This is a genomic window from Enterobacter cloacae complex sp. 2022EL-00981, from assembly GCF_028737495.1.
GTDB classification, from domain to species: domain Bacteria; phylum Pseudomonadota; class Gammaproteobacteria; order Enterobacterales; family Enterobacteriaceae; genus Enterobacter; species Enterobacter cloacae.
In genome coordinates, this window is record NZ_JAQZRK010000003.1 from 180497 (window position 1) to 196001 (window position 15505).

The 15505-nt window shown below is 53.0% G+C and carries 23 protein-coding genes; 21 read left to right on the top strand and 2 right to left on the bottom strand.

Annotated features, from left to right (window positions below):
* Positions 1 to 98 precede the first annotated feature (98 nt).
* The 14 genes from PUZ33_RS04405 to PUZ33_RS04470 all read left to right on the top strand — a co-directional run bounded on the left by PUZ33_RS04405 (position 99) and on the right by PUZ33_RS04470 (position 8482).
* A complete protein-coding gene (locus PUZ33_RS04405; RefSeq protein ID WP_075606845.1) occupies positions 99 to 335 on the top strand; it encodes a regulator in 237 nt (78 codons plus the stop codon).
* Positions 336 to 369: 34 nt separating this feature from the next.
* The gene (locus tag PUZ33_RS04410) at positions 370 to 879 is read left to right on the top strand and encodes a phage regulatory CII family protein (protein ID WP_023206291.1); all 510 of its coding nucleotides are present in this window, start codon (positions 370 to 372) and stop codon (positions 877 to 879) included.
* A 7-nt stretch (positions 880 to 886) separates the two neighbouring features.
* Positions 887 to 1087: a phage filamentation protein Fil family protein gene (locus tag PUZ33_RS04415; RefSeq protein ID WP_015386352.1), complete on the top strand. Its 201-nt coding sequence runs from the start codon at positions 887 to 889 to the stop codon at positions 1085 to 1087.
* Positions 1051 to 1392: a DUF5347 domain-containing protein gene (locus tag PUZ33_RS04420; RefSeq protein WP_013098807.1), complete on the top strand. Its 342-nt coding sequence runs from the start codon at positions 1051 to 1053 to the stop codon at positions 1390 to 1392. Before PUZ33_RS04415 ends, PUZ33_RS04420 begins: the two co-directional genes overlap by 37 nt.
* A 67-nt stretch (positions 1393 to 1459) precedes the next feature.
* Entirely contained in the window at positions 1460 to 1693 is a 234-nt protein-coding gene (locus PUZ33_RS04425) for a DUF2732 family protein (protein WP_274205299.1), read from the top strand.
* The gene (locus tag PUZ33_RS04430) at positions 1693 to 1920 is read left to right on the top strand and encodes a TraR/DksA family transcriptional regulator (RefSeq protein WP_013098805.1); all 228 of its coding nucleotides are present in this window, start codon (positions 1693 to 1695) and stop codon (positions 1918 to 1920) included. Before PUZ33_RS04425 ends, PUZ33_RS04430 begins: the two co-directional genes overlap by 1 nt.
* Entirely contained in the window at positions 1917 to 2777 is an 861-nt protein-coding gene (locus PUZ33_RS04435; RefSeq protein ID WP_024552872.1) for a DNA adenine methylase, read from the top strand. Before PUZ33_RS04430 ends, PUZ33_RS04435 begins: the two co-directional genes overlap by 4 nt.
* Complete coding sequence (locus PUZ33_RS04440; RefSeq protein ID WP_274205300.1) at positions 2768 to 5176, top strand: replication endonuclease; 2409 nt, start codon at positions 2768 to 2770, stop codon at positions 5174 to 5176. Before PUZ33_RS04435 ends, PUZ33_RS04440 begins: the two co-directional genes overlap by 10 nt.
* Positions 5177 to 5337: 161 nt before the next feature.
* The gene (locus PUZ33_RS04445) at positions 5338 to 5526 is read left to right on the top strand and encodes a hypothetical protein (protein WP_001154443.1); all 189 of its coding nucleotides are present in this window, start codon (positions 5338 to 5340) and stop codon (positions 5524 to 5526) included.
* A gap of 11 nt (positions 5527 to 5537) precedes the next feature.
* Complete coding sequence (locus tag PUZ33_RS04450) at positions 5538 to 5771, top strand: DinI family protein (protein WP_001217561.1); 234 nt, start codon at positions 5538 to 5540, stop codon at positions 5769 to 5771.
* Between the two features lie 95 nt (positions 5772 to 5866).
* Complete coding sequence (locus PUZ33_RS04455) at positions 5867 to 6016, top strand: hypothetical protein (RefSeq protein WP_013098802.1); 150 nt, start codon at positions 5867 to 5869, stop codon at positions 6014 to 6016.
* A gap of 116 nt (positions 6017 to 6132) precedes the next feature.
* On the top strand, positions 6133 to 6942 hold the full coding sequence (locus tag PUZ33_RS04460) for a TIGR04255 family protein (protein ID WP_044593269.1): 810 nt from the start codon (positions 6133 to 6135) through the stop codon (positions 6940 to 6942).
* 19 nt (positions 6943 to 6961) lie between these two features.
* Positions 6962 to 7624: a hypothetical protein gene (locus tag PUZ33_RS04465; RefSeq protein ID WP_024552869.1), complete on the top strand. Its 663-nt coding sequence runs from the start codon at positions 6962 to 6964 to the stop codon at positions 7622 to 7624.
* A 9-nt stretch (positions 7625 to 7633) separates the two neighbouring features.
* Positions 7634 to 8482, top strand: coding sequence for a hypothetical protein (locus PUZ33_RS04470; protein ID WP_013098799.1), 849 nt, complete (start codon positions 7634 to 7636; stop codon positions 8480 to 8482).
* 37 nt (positions 8483 to 8519) lie between these two features.
* Here the strand turns inward: PUZ33_RS04470 and PUZ33_RS04475 are convergent, their stop codons facing one another.
* Entirely contained in the window at positions 8520 to 9560 is a 1041-nt protein-coding gene (locus tag PUZ33_RS04475) for a phage portal protein (RefSeq protein ID WP_058671303.1), read from the bottom strand.
* Positions 9560 to 11326 carry a terminase ATPase subunit family protein gene (locus PUZ33_RS04480; RefSeq protein WP_058671301.1) on the bottom strand — a complete coding sequence of 589 codons (1767 nt, stop codon included), beginning with the start codon at positions 11324 to 11326 and terminating at the stop codon, positions 9560 to 9562. The genes PUZ33_RS04475 and PUZ33_RS04480 overlap by 1 nt, the downstream gene beginning before the upstream one ends.
* 142 nt (positions 11327 to 11468) lie before the next feature.
* Between PUZ33_RS04480 and PUZ33_RS04485 the strand changes: the two genes are divergently transcribed.
* The 7 genes from PUZ33_RS04485 (at position 11469) to PUZ33_RS04515 (ending at position 15504) form a co-directional block, all read left to right on the top strand.
* Positions 11469 to 12302, top strand: coding sequence for a GPO family capsid scaffolding protein (locus tag PUZ33_RS04485; RefSeq protein ID WP_052939296.1), 834 nt, complete (start codon positions 11469 to 11471; stop codon positions 12300 to 12302).
* A 16-nt stretch (positions 12303 to 12318) separates the two neighbouring features.
* The gene (locus PUZ33_RS04490) at positions 12319 to 13380 is read left to right on the top strand and encodes a phage major capsid protein, P2 family (protein ID WP_013098795.1); all 1062 of its coding nucleotides are present in this window, start codon (positions 12319 to 12321) and stop codon (positions 13378 to 13380) included.
* A 3-nt stretch (positions 13381 to 13383) separates the two neighbouring features.
* Positions 13384 to 14034: a phage terminase small subunit gene (locus PUZ33_RS04495; RefSeq protein ID WP_058671299.1), complete on the top strand. Its 651-nt coding sequence runs from the start codon at positions 13384 to 13386 to the stop codon at positions 14032 to 14034.
* A gap of 93 nt (positions 14035 to 14127) precedes the next feature.
* On the top strand, positions 14128 to 14592 hold the full coding sequence (locus PUZ33_RS04500) for a head completion/stabilization protein (RefSeq protein WP_058671297.1): 465 nt from the start codon (positions 14128 to 14130) through the stop codon (positions 14590 to 14592).
* A complete protein-coding gene (locus PUZ33_RS04505; protein WP_000868184.1) occupies positions 14592 to 14795 on the top strand; it encodes a tail protein X in 204 nt (67 codons plus the stop codon). Before PUZ33_RS04500 ends, PUZ33_RS04505 begins: the two co-directional genes overlap by 1 nt.
* A gap of 3 nt (positions 14796 to 14798) precedes the next feature.
* Positions 14799 to 15014, top strand: a complete 216-nt coding sequence (locus PUZ33_RS04510; protein ID WP_000171565.1) for an HP1 family phage holin — start codon at positions 14799 to 14801, stop codon at positions 15012 to 15014.
* Positions 14995 to 15504 carry a lysozyme gene (locus PUZ33_RS04515; protein WP_001069919.1) on the top strand — a complete coding sequence of 170 codons (510 nt, stop codon included), beginning with the start codon at positions 14995 to 14997 and terminating at the stop codon, positions 15502 to 15504. Before PUZ33_RS04510 ends, PUZ33_RS04515 begins: the two co-directional genes overlap by 20 nt.
* Position 15505: the final 1 nt, after the last annotated feature.

Here is a 15505-nt window from a genome sequence, read left to right on the forward strand (position 1 = left end):
TCATTTAGTGATCCTAATATCTCGATTCAAGATGTTTTGAATAGTGTTAAACAGTGACGAATAGTGAGTTCGTCGCTCAAACTGAGGAATAGTGCATCATGAATCGTAATTTTTCAATGCGCCCCAGCATTAACCTTGTGGTATCAGAGCCATTCATCACTCTGGATGAGTTTTGCCGCCGCACTGGTTACAAGCAAAGCTATGCCCGCCAAATGATCCGTGAAAACCGCCTGCCCATCAGGAAAAAAGCCGGAGTTAACAGCCTTATCGAAATCAACATGTTCGCATTGACGATGGAAGCAGCCCAAGGCTGCGAAGTCACAATGCAAGCCTGATAGTTCCATTTTGGGATAGAAAAGGATTTACATCATGTTTGATTATCGTGTTTCCAAACATCCGCATTTTGACGAAGCCTGCCGGGCTTTTGCGCTGCGTCACAACATGGCGAAGCTGGCAGAACGTGCAGGAATGAACGTCCAGACGCTGCGTAACAAACTGAACCCGGAGCAACCGCATCAGCTCACCCCTTCGGAAATCTGGATGCTTACCGATCTTACTGAGGACTCCACGCTGGTTGACGGTTTTCTGGCTCAGATTCACTGCCTGCCATGCGTACCGATGAACGAAGTGGCAAAAGAGAAGCTACCGCATTACGTCATGAGCGCTACTGCTGAAATCGGACGTGTTGCTGCCGGTGCCGTATCGGGCGATGTGAAAACCACTGCAGGCCGCCGCGATGTTATCAGCAGCATAAACTCTGTTACTCGTCTGATGGCACTGGCTGCCGTTTCGATGCAGGCGCGTTTGCAAGCTAACCCGGCGATGGCAAGCGCGGTGGATACCGTGACGGGCCTCGGCGCTTCGTTCGGTCTGATCTGAGGTGGTTATGCTGACTAAAGAACCATCTTTCGCGTCACTTCTCATAAAGCAAAGCCCGGCAATGCACTACGGTCATGGCTGGATCATGGGGAAGGATGGCAAACGCTGGCACCCGTGCCGCTCTCAGGATGAACTGCTGGCTGACCTGTCCACAACCAAACAGGGGAAATCATGGCTATTGAAGGCGCTACGGCGACTGTTCCATTAAGCCCCGGTAAACGCCTGGACGGACTGAACCATATTGCGGAATTGAGGGCTAAAGTGTTTGGTCTGAATATTGAGCCGGAGCTTGAAAGGTTTATTAAAGATATGCGCGATCCACGCGACGTAAATAATAAACAGAATGAGCGGGCACTGGCAGCCATTTTTTATATGGCAAAAATTCCGGCAGAACGTCACGGCGTCAATATTAGTGATCTGACTACTGACGAAAAGCGGGAACTGGTGAAAGCAATGAATCATTTTCGTGCAGTGGTGAGCTTATTTCCAAAGCGGCTAACCATGCCGAATTAACCCACAACAGAAATTAATGGCGTAAACCCGCCGGGCTTCTTATTACCCAAATTCAGGAGAAACAACTATGCGAAATATTGAAACCCGTACCATTCAAACAGGACCAGATGATGCTGAAGTCAACCTGCTGCTGACTGAGGCACGCAAAGAAGAACGCCGGGGACGCGCAGATGTGATGGCTGCGCGTCTGGATTCTTTAGCTGCCCGTATCGTGTCACGTCAGCTTAACCACACGGAAGCGGCTGAGCTGCTGCGTCAGGAAGCTGTGAAGATTCAGAACGAAGCGCAGGAGATCCACTGATGGCTGATTCAATGGACCTCGTACAGCAGCGCGTTGAAGAAGAACGCCAGCGCCACATCCACACCGCCCGCAATAAGGCACCGGGCGTTTCCCGTGTTCTCTGCATTGATTGCGATGCGCCGATCCCGCCAGCTCGCCGCCGCGCCATTCCGGGCGTGCAGTGCTGCGTCACTTGTCAGGAAATTGCAGAGCTGAAAGGCAAACACTACAACGGGGGTGCTGTATGAGCACTATCCTGAAATGGGCGGGAAATAAAACCGCCATCATGCCGGAACTGATTAAGCACCTTCCTGCTGGCCCGCGACTGGTTGAACCTTTCGCGGGTTCATGCGCTGTAATGATGGCGACAGACTATCCTCATTATCTTGTCGCGGATATTAATCCCGATCTTATCAATCTCTATAAAAAAATTGCCCTCGATTGTGAGGCTTTCATATCACGTGCAAAAAATATTTTTGCGATAGCGAATAGAGAAGTTGCTTATTACAACATTAGACATGAGTTTAATCATTCCTCTGAAATTACTGATTTCATGAAAGCAGTATATTTCCTTTATCTCAATCGTCATGGTTATCGTGGACTGTGCCGCTATAACTTGAGCGGTCATTTTAATGTCCCTTACGGTAATTATAAAAATCCGTATTTCCCTGAAAAAGAAATACGCACTTTTGCAGAAAAGGCTCAACACGCAACGTTTATCTGTGCCAGCTATGACGAAACACTGGCGATGCTGCAGACGGGTGATGTGGTTTATTGTGATCCGCCATACGATGGCACATTTAACGGTTATCACACTGCCGGTTTTACAGAGGACGACCAGTATCATCTGGCGTCTATTCTTGAACGCCGGTCATCAGAAGGTCATCCGGTTATCGTGTCCAACAGCGACACATCCATGACACGCTCCCTTTATCGTAATTTCAACCGCCACCGTATCACCGCAAAGCGCAGCATGGGTGTGGCTGCAGGTGATGGTAAATCTGCATCAGAAATCATCGCCACAAAATCAGCAGGCTGGTTTGATGTCGATTTGGCGTCCGGTCCAGATATCTCGGTGGAAACTGAGGTGCGGGCGTGGCAGTGAGTAAATTCACATTACATAATGCACCAACCACCGGCGGCTCGAATGAGGCCGCCGTGGCCTTTTCATGGAATAACCCCAAAAAAGCGGTTAACCCATATCTGGACCCGGCGGAAGTCGCGCCGGAGTCTGCGCTCTCAAACCTGATCGCTCTTTACGCTGCGGATAACGAGCAGGAGCAGCTGCGCCGTGAGGCGCTGAGCGATGAGGTCTGGGAACGCTATTTCTTCAATGAATCCCGTGATCCTGTCCAGCGTGAAATGGAGCAGGACCGGCTGATTAGTCGTGCCAAAATGGCGCGCGAGCAGCAGCGTTTTAATCCCGATCTGGTTATTCTGGCTGACGTTAACGCCATGCCGTCCCATATCAGCAAGCCTCTGCTGGAGCGGATTAAATATTTCCATAGTCTGGGCAGAGCAAAAGCCTATTCCCGCTACCTGCGTGAAACAATCAGGCCGTGTCTTGAGCGGCTGGAGCGCGTGCGTGACAGTCAGGTGTCTGCCTCTTTCCGGTTCATGGCGAGTCATGACGGGCTGGAGGGGCTGCTGGTACTGCCTGAAATGAATCAGGATCAGGTCAAGCGTCTTTCCACGCTGGTTGCGGCACATATGAGCATGTGTCTCGATGCGGCCTGTGGTGATCTGTTTGTCAGCGATGATGTTAAACCAGAAGAAATCCGCCAGGCATGGGAAAGGGTTGCCGCAGAGGCGATGCGCCTTGAGGTCATCCCGCCTGCCTTTGAGCAGTTACGCCGCAAAAAGCGCCGCCGCAAGCCGGTGCCCTATGAACTGATCCCACCATCGCTGGCGCGTATGCTGTGCGCGGACTGGTGGTATCGCAAATTGTGGCAGATGCGCTGCGAGTGGCGCGAGGAACAACTGCGCGCCGTCTGCCTGGTCAACAAAAAAGCATCCCCGTATGTCAGCTACGAAGCCGTGATCCACAAACGCGAGCAGCGCCGCAAATCGCTGGAGTTCTTCCGCTCACATGAGCTGGTTAACGAAGACGGCGACACGCTGGACATGGAAGACGTGGTGAACGCCAGCAACAGCAATCCGGCACACCGCCGTAATGAAATGATGGCCTGTGTTAAGGGACTGGAGCTGATAGCGGAAATGCGCGGAGACTGCGCAGTGTTCTATACCATCACCTGCCCGTCACGCTTCCACGCAACCCTCAACAACGGCAGACCTAATCCGAAGTGGACCAGCGCCACCGTCCGGCAGAGCAGTGATTATCTGGTTGATACGTTCGCCGCTTTCCGCAAGGCAATGCACAAGGCGGGTCTTCGCTGGTATGGCGTCCGTGTGGCAGAGCCGCACCATGACGGCACCGTGCACTGGCATCTTCTGTGCTTTATGCGCAAAAAAGACCGCCGTTCCATCACTGCGATGCTGCGCAAGTTTGCCATCCGCGAAGACCGCGAGGAGCTGGGCAACAATACGGGGCCGCGTTTCAAGTCCGAGCTTATCAACCCGCGCAAGGGCACACCGACCAGCTATATCGCTAAATACATCAGCAAGAACATCGATGGGCGCGGGCTGGCTAAAGAAATCAGCAAAGAAACCGGCAGATCACTGCGTGACAGCGCCGAGCATGTCAGCGCCTGGGCGTCACTGCACCGTGTCCAGCAATTTCGTTTCTTTGGTATTCCGGGGCGTCAGGCATACCGCGAGCTGCGCTTGCTGGCTGGTCAGGCGGCGAGAGTGCAGGGCGAACGCAAAGCGGGCGCACCGGTACTGGATAACCCGCGTCTGGATGCGGTACTGGCGGCAGCTGATGCGGGCTGCTTTGCCACCTACATCATGAAGCAGGGCGGTGTGCTGGTTCCCCGCAAACATCACCTTGTCCGCACGGCTTATGAGCTTAACGACGAGCCGAGCACCTACGGCGATCACGGTATCCGTATCTATGGAATCTGGTCCCCGATTGCAGAGGGCAAGATTTGCACGCACGCGGTGAAGTGGAAAAAGGTTCGTAAGGCCGTTGATGTTCAGGAGGCGGCAGCCGACCAGGGCGCTTGCGCCCCTTGGACTCGTGGCAATAACTGTCCCCCTGTTGAAAATCTGAGCAAATCAGGGGGTGATTTAACCGATATAAAAACCATGGATGAGAAGGAGCTGCAGGAATATCTCCACAGCATGGGCCAGAAGGAACGGCGGGAGCTGACAGCCAGGTTAAGGCTGGTAAAACCGAAGCGGAAAAAAGCATATAAACAGACTATTTCGGATCAGCAGCGCCTGCAGCTTGAGGCAGAACTGAGTTTCAGAGGGTTCGATGGTAGCGAGTCAGAGATTGACCTGCTTCTGCGCGGCGGCAGTATTCCGTCAGGTGCCGGGCTGCGTATTTTTTACCGCAACCACCGTCTGCAGGAAGATGACAAATGGCGTCAGTGGTACTGATGCCGCCGCTTTAACAATTCTTGCTCTTATTGATCCGCATCAGAGCGATCTAATTGACAGATAAAAAACGGTTTACATTCGCAAATCCCTACTATACTGTAATTATAAACAGTGGATATATATACAGTTGTTGTGTGTCCGAGGTAGTGATAGGAGGGAAAATGCAGGATTATCTTTTGGAGTCGTTGAAGCTCCAGCGCATTGATTTTTTTATCAAGCTTGTAGCGGCTAGTGAGTGCAGCGATGAAGAAAAACGGCTGGCTATCCAGTGGGTGTCCGAACTGACCGACGAGCTGATGGCGAAAATCCGCAGCCATGAATACTGCCGGTCGATGGACGTAACCAGTTAAGGGGAATCTGTATGCGCATTGAAATAATGATCGATAAAGAGCAGAAGATTAGCCAGGCTACACTGGACGCCCTTGAATCCGAGCTTTACCGTAATTTGCGCCCTCTGTATCCCAAAACAGCAATTCGTATCCGTAAGGGCAGCGCCAACGGCGTTGAGCTGAGCGGGTTAAAACTGGATGAAGATAAAAAGCGAGTGATGGAAATAATGCAGCAGGTCTGGGAGGACGACAGCTGGTTACATTAGCGAACGTTGCGGACGATAAAACTGTTTTTTACCGTCCGCAACGTTGAACAACGAGCCACGCGAGGCGTTAGTGCTGTTGTGCATGTCTATGCCGCATGAAATCGCATGATCGTTTGAGGATCGTTTTTGCTCAGGCCCGCCAGAACTGGCGGGCTTTTGCTTATGTCATGCAGGTGCATGAAAACCACTACACAAAGCGGGCAGGCGTGGCGGGGATACGAGCGCGCGCCGAAGCGATTATGTAAGAGTTTGGCTATTGATGTCATAGTGAACTTAATGATGGAGAAAGTGTCAACCTATGTGTAAACTACAGTTAGTGAGATAGAGAGATATGAGATGAAACAACTTCAAGGAGGGCGGCATGAGTACTAACAGCGAACGTATGTCCAATGCGCCCGTTTACTACGCATTGGTGCAAGTAAAGTTTACTCCAGTAGCTGCAATGAGTAAGTATGTTCCAGACATACAAGATGCGCTAAGAGTTGAAGGATTTCCTTTATTTGAAGTTTCCAATACAACTCAGCTGAAATTTGAAATGAAAAACCCCAATGAGCCACCGGTACATTCATTTGAGCCTGTGACAAGTTGGTTGATGATTGATGCAGATAGAAGGTCTGGTTTTGTTTTAGGCAACGATTTCATTACGTTCCATACAACAGATTATGATAATCATGTACCTTTCATCTCGTCATTAATACTTGGTCTGAGCAAAGTTCTTGAATTTGCTAAGCCATCGTTGGTAAGCAGGATTGGGCTTCGATATTTGGATGCTGTGTTTCCTGAGAAAAGCGAAACAATTGAGCAGTATCTTGTAAAGGAACTTCATGGTGTTGATTTTGGATGGACGCCAATACAGTCCATACAAGAGTCTGTATATCAGACATGTGTTGAGCCACTGATCTCTAATGGATTTATGGTTTCACGCATACATAAGATGAATGGTCAGCTAGGTTTTCCGCCAGATATGATTCCTAATGGTTTACTGCCGCTGCCGAGATTTAGTAATACAGAGCATCGTATGCACGCAATAATTGATACAGATCATTATGTTGAAGGCAACATGTCAACTGATTTGCAGTTAATTGAAAAACAGATTCTTTCGTTGCATAGTAAAGTTAAAGAAGCATTTGAAGGCATGGTTTCAGATTTTGCCCGTGCTAAATGGCACTGAAACAACGGAGGTGACTAAAATGTATGCAATTCCTACTGGAAGCATAGGCTCTGTAGATCGGTATACTCCAGATTCGCAGTCAAGCTCATGTGTATCAGGTGTTGTTGCTGTCGCCGCATCTTTACTATTAGTTGGTACGGGGGCTTCATACCCTGTAAATGCTTATAAGCAATGGCGTCAGTATGTTCAGCCAAGGGTTCAGTTTGCATTTGATTCCATAGAGTCAACGTACACGCCTGCAATTTCTCCTGAGGTTGATGTCAGGAATGTTGCCCAACATTTGGCTAATATTCGAGAAGTGCTGTCTCCATCAATGTCAGAACTGGCTAAGGATTTGGGGATAACTCGGCAGGCTCTCTATAAATGGTTGTCAGGGGAGAACCAGCCTGATGATGCTTCAAAAGTCCAATTCATTACCAACCTCAGTAATGTTGCTGACTCTTTTTCCAAAGCTGGACTCAATGATGCGAAGCTATTGGTGAAAATGAAAGCATTCAATGGTAGGTCATTGATGGACTTAATAAAAGAAGGTGAGGATTGGAACAAGCCAGTTCAGGTACTGATTGATGAAGCTAAAGCGATGAATGCAGCTGCTGAATCGACCAATTACTTAGCAAGCAAGGCGAAACCGACAGATGATTGGAAGTCATCTATTTCAATTCCTGGAACAGTAGAGGAATAAATCACATTTATGTTGGTACGAGGAACATCATGGCGTCAGGGGCATGTTCTTAAACATGATGATGCCGTTTCACTTGGACTTCTGAAGCCTGATGAAACGAACCATAAAGTTGTAGTTATAACGCATGATTGTGATTTACAGAGTAATTCTGAAAAAAACGTGGAACTGATGTTTGGCCCCTTGAAAAAGGGGTCAAGCAAGATGAAAAGAGCTAAGCATCCGAGAATCCTCGATCTATGCTTTGAAAACCCAGAAAGTGCTAAGAAGAACGCAGTAGAGCTTCGGCATGAAAGAAAAGTCATCATTTCTAAAGAAGCTTTCCGTTGTGAGGAAAACGATCCGGCATTCTCCATTAGCACAGAAGAGAAACAAGCTCTTAAGCAATGGTTAGCAGCTAAGTATGGTCGTCCAGCGTTTCCTAACTCGTTTGAAGAGCGCTTGCGGGCTTACGACGAGGATAAAAAGTTTATTTTCGAAAAAGAAGTTGCGGACATTATCGCCACAAACGCAGAGCATTTGATCGGAGTTTTTTTCGATTTGGGCGAAGAAAGATTTAACGATCTTGAGGAAGGCATACCATATGAGCTTTCTATCAATGTTGTTTATGATGCAACTGAAGGTGGCCCCGATGCCAGAGGGGCGGCTGAACAAACCTGTTCTGATCTAAAGGCATTGTTTTATAAGTTTTATGGTGATCCAATCTTGGGACATTCAGAGCTTATAGAATTGAATACGTGTATTGCTGTTGCCGATACTCATTTCTCCCTGTATGCATTGAGGCGGATGGATCAATGGAGGGTGGAATACATCAGCCTTGAAGAAGATTCATATGGCGATTTCATTGGTGCCGGTGTTTAAACTGGCTGTTTCGACAGCCAGTTTAAACAGGCTTTAATCAAGCATCGCCTAATTTATATTCGTCAAAACGAATAATTTCGTCATTAAGCCATTCATTTAATTCCATTAATCTTTTTTGAAGTGGAATCAATTCATTACGAACGAATACTCGACTAGCTTTTTCCACGTCTCCAAACCCACCAACGTTGCTCGGCATAATTCCCATCATCTGCGGTGGCACGCGGTGCGCTGCCATCATGTCATCGCGGCTAACGTTCTTGATGTTAAGAAACTCGTCTTTCGCCGCAACCTCTGATAACGGGATGATCTGGATGCCGTCCTTTTTGCCGTTGGGCGAATACATAAACAGGTTGCGGAAGTTACCCGGTCCTTTGGCGCTTTTCATTGCCTGGCGGATATTGTTCACATCCTCCTGGTTCTGTGCTGCGTCGGTCATGTACATAATGAAACCTGCGTGGCTGCCGTTGATGTAATACTTCCGGCGAAACAGCGTTGCGGACTCGTTGAGCAGGGTTGAAGGGATGGCGGAGAGATAGCCTGGCAGCCCGTAAATCTCCTGGTTAATATCCGGCTCCAGCAGATGAAAGATGCTGCCCTGCGTAAATTCATAGGGCTGCGTGGTCATGCCATACTGCACAAACCAGTAGGTGTCGAGGTCCACGCCGCGCCGTGTATACTTCGCCAGTGCTGGCTCCAGCGAGAGAACGCCGCCGAGCCGGTTGGTGCGCTTTTCCAGATAGGCGTTACCGAACACCAGATAGTCCTGGACGAAACGGGTAAAAGCCTGCTGGCTGAGCAGGCGGTGCGGGATGTAGGTACTGCTGAGAATGTCACGCTTTACGGCAATCGGTGAGCTGTGATGCACAGCGGCGCGATAGGTCCGCGCCAGTCCGTCAAAGCTCACCGGCGGCTCATACCAGCGGTCCATCTGCACGCATTCCACATAGTCCAGTAATTCGCGGCGGTCCAGCACTGGGATCGGATCACCAAAGCTGAATGCTTCCGCGCGGGTGGTGTTTTGTTGCTGCGCAGTTTCCTGCACTGGCGCGGTGCTGGTCTGGGCGTCGTGTTCACTCATTAAAAAATCTCCACAATGTTGCTGGTATTGGCGGCCTCGCCCTGCAGCGGTTCGTTAAACAGTGCGTGCATCGTTGCCCAGGCCAAATCTGCGTGGCTGACTTCTTCGCTGCGGCTGGCTTCGTAGGTAGGGCGGTTGCCGCTGGCGGTGGTGGCCCGGCGGAGAGCCATAAAGGACTGCGCAATGTCGGTGTGCCCGGCGTCGAACTCCAGACGGCGGTGGCTGATAATGTCGTATGCCTTGAGCACCAGGGCGTTTTTGACATTAGGGTTGTAGACAAACTCCCGCACGGCAGGAAAGAACGCTTTCACGTTCTCGTAGACACCGTGACCGACGCCGGTCGAGTCGATGCCGATATAGGTCACGTTATACTGCTGCGTCAGTTTTTTAATGGCGTCAGCCTGGGCGCGGAAATCCATCCCGCGCCACTGGTGCCGCTCAAGAATGCGGAACTTGCCGCCCGGTACAGTTGGTGGTGCCACAACCACACACCCGGCGCTGTCACCGTTCTGCGTGCCTTTCGCCGGGTCGTATCCGATCCAGACTTCGCGCCAGCCAAACGGGCGCAGCGCCAGCGCCTGAAAATCTGCCCATACTTCCCAGCTGTCCACCATGCACGCCTGCAGCTCGCTGAGCGGGAATACAGACGCCAGATCGTCAATAAATTCGCACATCAGCAGGTTCTGGTATTCGTCCGGGCTGTACTCCATGCGCAGCTGGTCGAGGTCGAACAGATTACAGCCGCCGCGCACCGCATCCTCCACGGTGACGATCTGGCGATACTGTCCGTCCGGGCAGAGCACGCCGCGCGCAAGGTTGCTGTGGGTCAGGTCAATGTCCACCTTGTCCGCTTTGGCGCGGCCCCGGTTGAACAGCGCGCCGGACCAGAACGGATAGGCGCTGTGGGTCAGGCTGGACGGCGTGGAGAAGTAGGTTTGTCGCCATTTCTTGTGAATGGCCATGCCGGAGGCAACCTTGCGCAGCTCCTGAAATTTCGGTATCCAGAAATATTCATCAAGGTACAGGTTGCCGTGGTAGCTCTGCGCCGTGCGGGCGTTGGTGCCGAGGAAGTACAGGCACGCGCCGTTGCTGAGGGTCATCGGGTCGCCTTTCAGCTCAACATCCACCTCTTTTGCAAAGTCGATGATGTACTGCTTAAAGACGTGCGCCTGCGCCTTACTGGCTGAGAGGAAAATCTGGTTGCGCCCCGTGGTGATGGCGTCAATCAGCGCCTCACGGGCAAAAAAGTATGTTGCCCCGATCTGGCGTGATTTAAGCAGGTTGCGAATGCGGTGTTTTACGCCTGCCTGCCACCAGTGGCGCTGATATTCAAACATGCCGTTGCGGAAGATTTCCTCCAGCTTTTCGGTCTGTTCATCAGTGAAAACATTCTTTTCGGGCTGGCGGCGTGGCCCTTTGTTACGGTTGGCGACGTTCGGGTTTAAGTCTGCTTCGTTCCCGCCATCGTTAAATTTACCGATCCGGGCGTGGCGCTCTGACTGTCGCGCCAGCAGGTCAATTTCCTTGAAGTCTTTTCCTTCTTTCTGCTCCTTCATAATGAGCTGGCAGTAACGTGCGGCGGTGGTGAGCTGCATCTGATCCAGCGGCCCATAGTCGCCCCACTTGTCGCGCTTCTTCCAGCTGTGAACGGTTGCAACTTTCTCGCCCAGCATTTCAGCAATGCGGGCTACGCGGTATCCCTGAAAGTACAGCAGCATGGCCTGCCGACGGGGATCGAGGTCTGCGGGGGTCAGTGTCGTGTTCATGGCCCAAACATACGGCCTTGCCTGACGGCTTTCCCCGGCTGCGGTTTGTGTGGTTTACCGTACAAGTGCCGCGCGTTGTTTCACTCCCCCCATCACCGCAAACATAAGGCTCCAGTAAGTTTTTTCTAACGGAGCACGGCTCATGACAGTGAAAGCAAAGCGTTTCCGTATCGGGGTGGAAGGTGCCACCACTGACGGGCGCGAAATCCAGCGTGAATGGCTGGTACAGATGGCTGCCAGCTACAACCCGACGGTCTATACCGCGCTGATTAACCTTGAGCACATCAAGTCTTATCTGCCGGACAGCACTTTTAACCGCTACGGCAGGGTGACGGGGCTGGTTGCAGAAGAAATCAAGGACGGGCCGCTGGCGGGCAAGATGGCGCTTTATGCCGATATCGAACCCACGGACGCCCTGGTGGAACTGGTGAAGAAAGGCCAGAAGCTTTTCACCTCCATGGAGGTCAGCACGAAGTTTGCCGACACCGGCAAAGCCTACCTTGTGGGGCTGGGTGCGACGGACGATCCGGCGAGCCTTGGCACCGAAATGCTGGCATTCAGCGCCAGCGCCGCGCATAACCCGCTGGCGAACCGTAAGCAGAACCCTGAAAACCTGTTTTCGGAAGCTGTTGAAACGCTGATCGAACTGGAAGAAGCCCAGGACGAAAAGCCGTCCCTCTTTGCCCGCGTCACCGCGCTGTTCACCAAAAAAGAGCAGACCGATGAGGCGCGTTTCTCCGACGTGCATAAAGCCGTGGAACTGGTCGCCACCGAGCAGCAGAACCTGAGCGAGCGCACGGATAAATCCCTGTCAGAACAGGACAAGCGCCTTTCTGAGCTGGAGTCCTCCCTGCAGGAGCAGCAGGCGGCCTTTGCCGAGCTTGAGCAAAAGCTGAGCAGCGAAGACAGCCGTAAAGACTACCGCCAGCGCGCGCCGGGCGGTGACGCACCGGCAGGCACCCTGACCAATTGCTGATGGAGCATAAAACCCGATGAAAAAGAAAACCCGCTTTGCCTTTAACGCTTACCTGCAGCAGCTGGCGCGCCTGAACGGTGTGGAGATTGAAGAACTCTCCAGTAAGTTCACCGTAGAGCCGTCCGTGCAGCAGACGCTGGAAGACCAGATCCAGCAGTCCGCCGCTTTCCTGACGCTGATTAACATCACGCCGGTCACTGAGCAGTCCGGTCAGTTGCTGGGGCTGGGCGTTGGCAGCACCATTGCCGGAACCACCGATACCACCACCAAAGAGCGCGAGCCTACCGATCCGACGCTGATGGAAGACGTGGAATACAAATGCGAGCAGACCAACTTTGATACGGTGCTGACCTACGCAAAACTGGACCTGTGGGCGAAATTCCAGGACTTCCAGGTGCGTATCCGCAACGCCATCGTCAAGCGTCAGGCGCTGGACCGCATCATGATCGGCTTTAACGGCGTGAAGCGTGCCAAAACCTCCAACCGTGCTGAAAACCCGCTGCTGCAGGACGTCAATAAAGGCTGGCTGCAGAAAATCCGCGAAGACGCGCCGGATCACGTCATGGGCAGCACCACGAAAGACGGTGCAACGACTGCAGGCGCGGTCAAGGTGGGCAAGGGCGGCGACTATGCCAACCTGGACGCCGTGGTGATGGATGCCGTCAACGAGCTGATCGACGCGGTTTATCAGGATGATGACGATCTGGTTGTCGTCTGCGGACGTGAACTGCTGTCTGACAAGTATTTCCCGCTGGTCAACAAAGAGCAGGACAACAGCGAGAAAATCGCCGCCGATCTGATCATCAGCCAGAAACGTATGGGCGGCCTGCAGGCCGTGCGTGCGCCTTACTTCCCGGCAAATGCCCTGCTGATCACCCGTCTGGATAACCTGTCCATCTACTGGCAGGAAGATACCCGCCGCCGTTCTGTTATCGACAACCCGAAACGTGACCGGATTGAAAACTTTGAATCCGTCAACGAGGCGTATGTGGTCGAGGACTACCGCTGCGCGGCGCTGGTTGAAAACATCGAAATCGGTGATTTCAGTGCGCCTGCCGCACCGGAAGGTGGGGAATAACGCATGAGCCTGAGTCCCGCACGGCAGCACCGCCTGCGCATTCAGGCCGAACAGGCCGCCCGTGAGGGCGGCAGTGTTCGCCATGCGTCGGGCTATGACCTGATGCTGCTGCAGCTGGCAGAAGACCGCCGCCGCCTCAAGGGCGTCCAGTCCACGGTGAAAAAGGCGGAAATCAAGGTGGAACTGCTGCCGAAATATTCCGCCTGGGCGGAGGGCGTGCTGGCTGCCGGAGGTGCGCAGCAGGATGACGTGCTGATGTACGTGATGCTGTGGCGTATCGACGCCGGTGATTATGCCGGTGCGCTGGAAATCGGGCGTCATGCGCTGCGCCATGGCTGGGTGATGCCGCTGGGCAACCGTAACGTGCAGACCGTGCTGGCAGAAGAAATGGCAGACGCGGCGCAAAGCGCTCTGCTAGCCGCTGTCGGTTTTGATGCCGATCTGCTTTTGCAGACGCTGGACCTGACAACCGATCTGGATATGCCGGACCAGTCGCGGGCGCGACTGCATAAAGCCATCGGCGCTGTACTGAGCGAAAGCAACCCGGCATCTGCCCTGAATCACCTTACCCATGCGCTGCAGCTCGATCCCCGCTGTGGCGTTAAAAAAGAAAAGCAGCAGCTGGAGCGCAGACTGCGCAATGACAGCCGCTAAAGAACGTGCCCCGCGCACGGGCGGCACGGGGTGGCGAAAGGCACTGCCACATCAAAACCCCGTCCACCGCCCACTTATTCAGGAGAAAGCCGCATGAAGTTTGTTGCGCCCGAACAGGCACCGGAACAGGCGGAGGTCATCAAAAATACGCCGTTCTGGCCTGATGTGGACCTGTCGGAATTTCGCAGTGTGATGCGCACTGATGGCACGGTAACTCAGCCGCGTTTAAAGCAGGTCGTGCTGACCGCGATCTCTGAGGTTAACGCTGAGCTGTACGACTTCCGCAAGCGTCAGCAGATGCTGGGCTGGCGGACACTTGCTGAGGTTCCCGCAGAAATGCTGGACGGTAAAAGCGAGCGTATCCGGCACTACCACAACGCCGTTTTTTGCTGGGCGCGCGCCGTGCTCAATGAGCGTTATCAGGACTATGACGCCACGTCGTCAGGCGTGAAGCGAGGGGAGGAGCTGGCGGAGGCCAGCGGCGATCTGTGGCGTGATGCCCGATGGGCTATCAGCCGGGTGCAGGATGCCCCGCACTGTACGGTGGAGCTTATCTGATGAAAGTGCGTGCGCATCAGTATGACACGGTGGATGCGCTTTGCTGGCGTCATTACGGGCGCACGCAGGGTGTCACTGAGCAGGTTCTGCAGGCAAATCCGGGGCTGGCTGAGTACGGCCCATTTTTACCGCACGGGCTGCAGGTGGAGCTGCCGGACATTACGGCGTCAACCACGGCGCAGACCGTCCAGCTATGGGACTGAATTATGACGCTTGAACGAATCAGCGCCTTTATCACTTACTGCATCGCCGTGCTGCTGGCATGGCTGGGCGATCTGTCGCTCAAGGATGCGTCAACGGTTGGCGGCGTACTGATTGGTGTGCTGATGCTGGCTATCAACTGGTACTACAAACACCAGTCTTTCAAATTGTTACGTGGCGGCAAAATTTCGCGGGGGGAATATGAATCCTTCAATCGTTAAGCGCTGCCTTGTCGGGGCGGTGCTGGCTATCGCCGCCACGCTGCCCGGTTTCCAGTCGCTTCATACCTCCGTTGAGGGGCTGAAACTGATCGCCGATTACGAGGGATGCCGCCTGCAGCCTTATCAGTGCAGCGCGGGCGTGTGGACCGACGGGATCGGCAATACGTCCGGTGTGGTGCCGGGCAAAACTATCACGGAACGGCAGGCGGCGCAGGGACTTATCACCAATGTGCTGCGCGTGGAGCGGGCACTGGATAAATGTGTGGTGCAGCCGATGCCGCAAAAGGTCTATGACGCGGTGGTGTCGTTTGCTTTCAACGTGGGCACCGGCAACGCCTGCAGCTCCACGCTGGTTAAGTTGCTGAACCAGCGGCGCTGGGCGGATGCCTGCCATCAACTGCCGCGCTGGGTATATGTCAAAGGTGTGTTTAATCAGGGGCTGGACAACCGCCGCGCGCGGGAAATGGCCTGGTGCTTAAAAGGAGCATAAC

Excerpts from the sequence above, each read along its gene's own strand:
- PUZ33_RS04405 (WP_075606845.1), top strand. The coding sequence starts at position 99 with ATGAATCGTAATTTTTCAATGCGCCCCAGCATTAACCTTGTGGTATCA.
- PUZ33_RS04410 (WP_023206291.1), top strand. The coding sequence starts at position 370 with ATGTTTGATTATCGTGTTTCCAAACATCCGCATTTTGACGAAGCCTGC.
- PUZ33_RS04415 (WP_015386352.1), top strand. The coding sequence starts at position 887 with ATGCTGACTAAAGAACCATCTTTCGCGTCACTTCTCATAAAGCAAAGC.
- PUZ33_RS04420 (WP_013098807.1), top strand. The coding sequence starts at position 1,051 with ATGGCTATTGAAGGCGCTACGGCGACTGTTCCATTAAGCCCCGGTAAA.
- PUZ33_RS04425 (WP_274205299.1), top strand. The coding sequence starts at position 1,460 with ATGCGAAATATTGAAACCCGTACCATTCAAACAGGACCAGATGATGCT.
- PUZ33_RS04430 (WP_013098805.1), top strand. The coding sequence starts at position 1,693 with ATGGCTGATTCAATGGACCTCGTACAGCAGCGCGTTGAAGAAGAACGC.
- PUZ33_RS04435 (WP_024552872.1), top strand. The coding sequence starts at position 1,917 with ATGAGCACTATCCTGAAATGGGCGGGAAATAAAACCGCCATCATGCCG.
- PUZ33_RS04445 (WP_001154443.1), top strand. The coding sequence starts at position 5,338 with ATGCAGGATTATCTTTTGGAGTCGTTGAAGCTCCAGCGCATTGATTTT.
- PUZ33_RS04450 (WP_001217561.1), top strand. The coding sequence starts at position 5,538 with ATGCGCATTGAAATAATGATCGATAAAGAGCAGAAGATTAGCCAGGCT.
- PUZ33_RS04455 (WP_013098802.1), top strand. The coding sequence starts at position 5,867 with ATGAAATCGCATGATCGTTTGAGGATCGTTTTTGCTCAGGCCCGCCAG.
- PUZ33_RS04460 (WP_044593269.1), top strand. The coding sequence starts at position 6,133 with ATGAGTACTAACAGCGAACGTATGTCCAATGCGCCCGTTTACTACGCA.
- PUZ33_RS04465 (WP_024552869.1), top strand. The coding sequence starts at position 6,962 with ATGTATGCAATTCCTACTGGAAGCATAGGCTCTGTAGATCGGTATACT.
- PUZ33_RS04470 (WP_013098799.1), top strand. The coding sequence starts at position 7,634 with ATGTTGGTACGAGGAACATCATGGCGTCAGGGGCATGTTCTTAAACAT.
- PUZ33_RS04475 (WP_058671303.1), bottom strand. The coding sequence starts at position 9,560 with ATGAGTGAACACGACGCCCAGACCAGCACCGCGCCAGTGCAGGAAACT.
- PUZ33_RS04480 (WP_058671301.1), bottom strand. The coding sequence starts at position 11,326 with ATGAACACGACACTGACCCCCGCAGACCTCGATCCCCGTCGGCAGGCC.
- PUZ33_RS04485 (WP_052939296.1), top strand. The coding sequence starts at position 11,469 with ATGACAGTGAAAGCAAAGCGTTTCCGTATCGGGGTGGAAGGTGCCACC.
- PUZ33_RS04490 (WP_013098795.1), top strand. The coding sequence starts at position 12,319 with ATGAAAAAGAAAACCCGCTTTGCCTTTAACGCTTACCTGCAGCAGCTG.
- PUZ33_RS04495 (WP_058671299.1), top strand. The coding sequence starts at position 13,384 with ATGAGCCTGAGTCCCGCACGGCAGCACCGCCTGCGCATTCAGGCCGAA.
- PUZ33_RS04500 (WP_058671297.1), top strand. The coding sequence starts at position 14,128 with ATGAAGTTTGTTGCGCCCGAACAGGCACCGGAACAGGCGGAGGTCATC.
- PUZ33_RS04505 (WP_000868184.1), top strand. The coding sequence starts at position 14,592 with ATGAAAGTGCGTGCGCATCAGTATGACACGGTGGATGCGCTTTGCTGG.
- PUZ33_RS04510 (WP_000171565.1), top strand. The coding sequence starts at position 14,799 with ATGACGCTTGAACGAATCAGCGCCTTTATCACTTACTGCATCGCCGTG.
- PUZ33_RS04515 (WP_001069919.1), top strand. The coding sequence starts at position 14,995 with ATGAATCCTTCAATCGTTAAGCGCTGCCTTGTCGGGGCGGTGCTGGCT.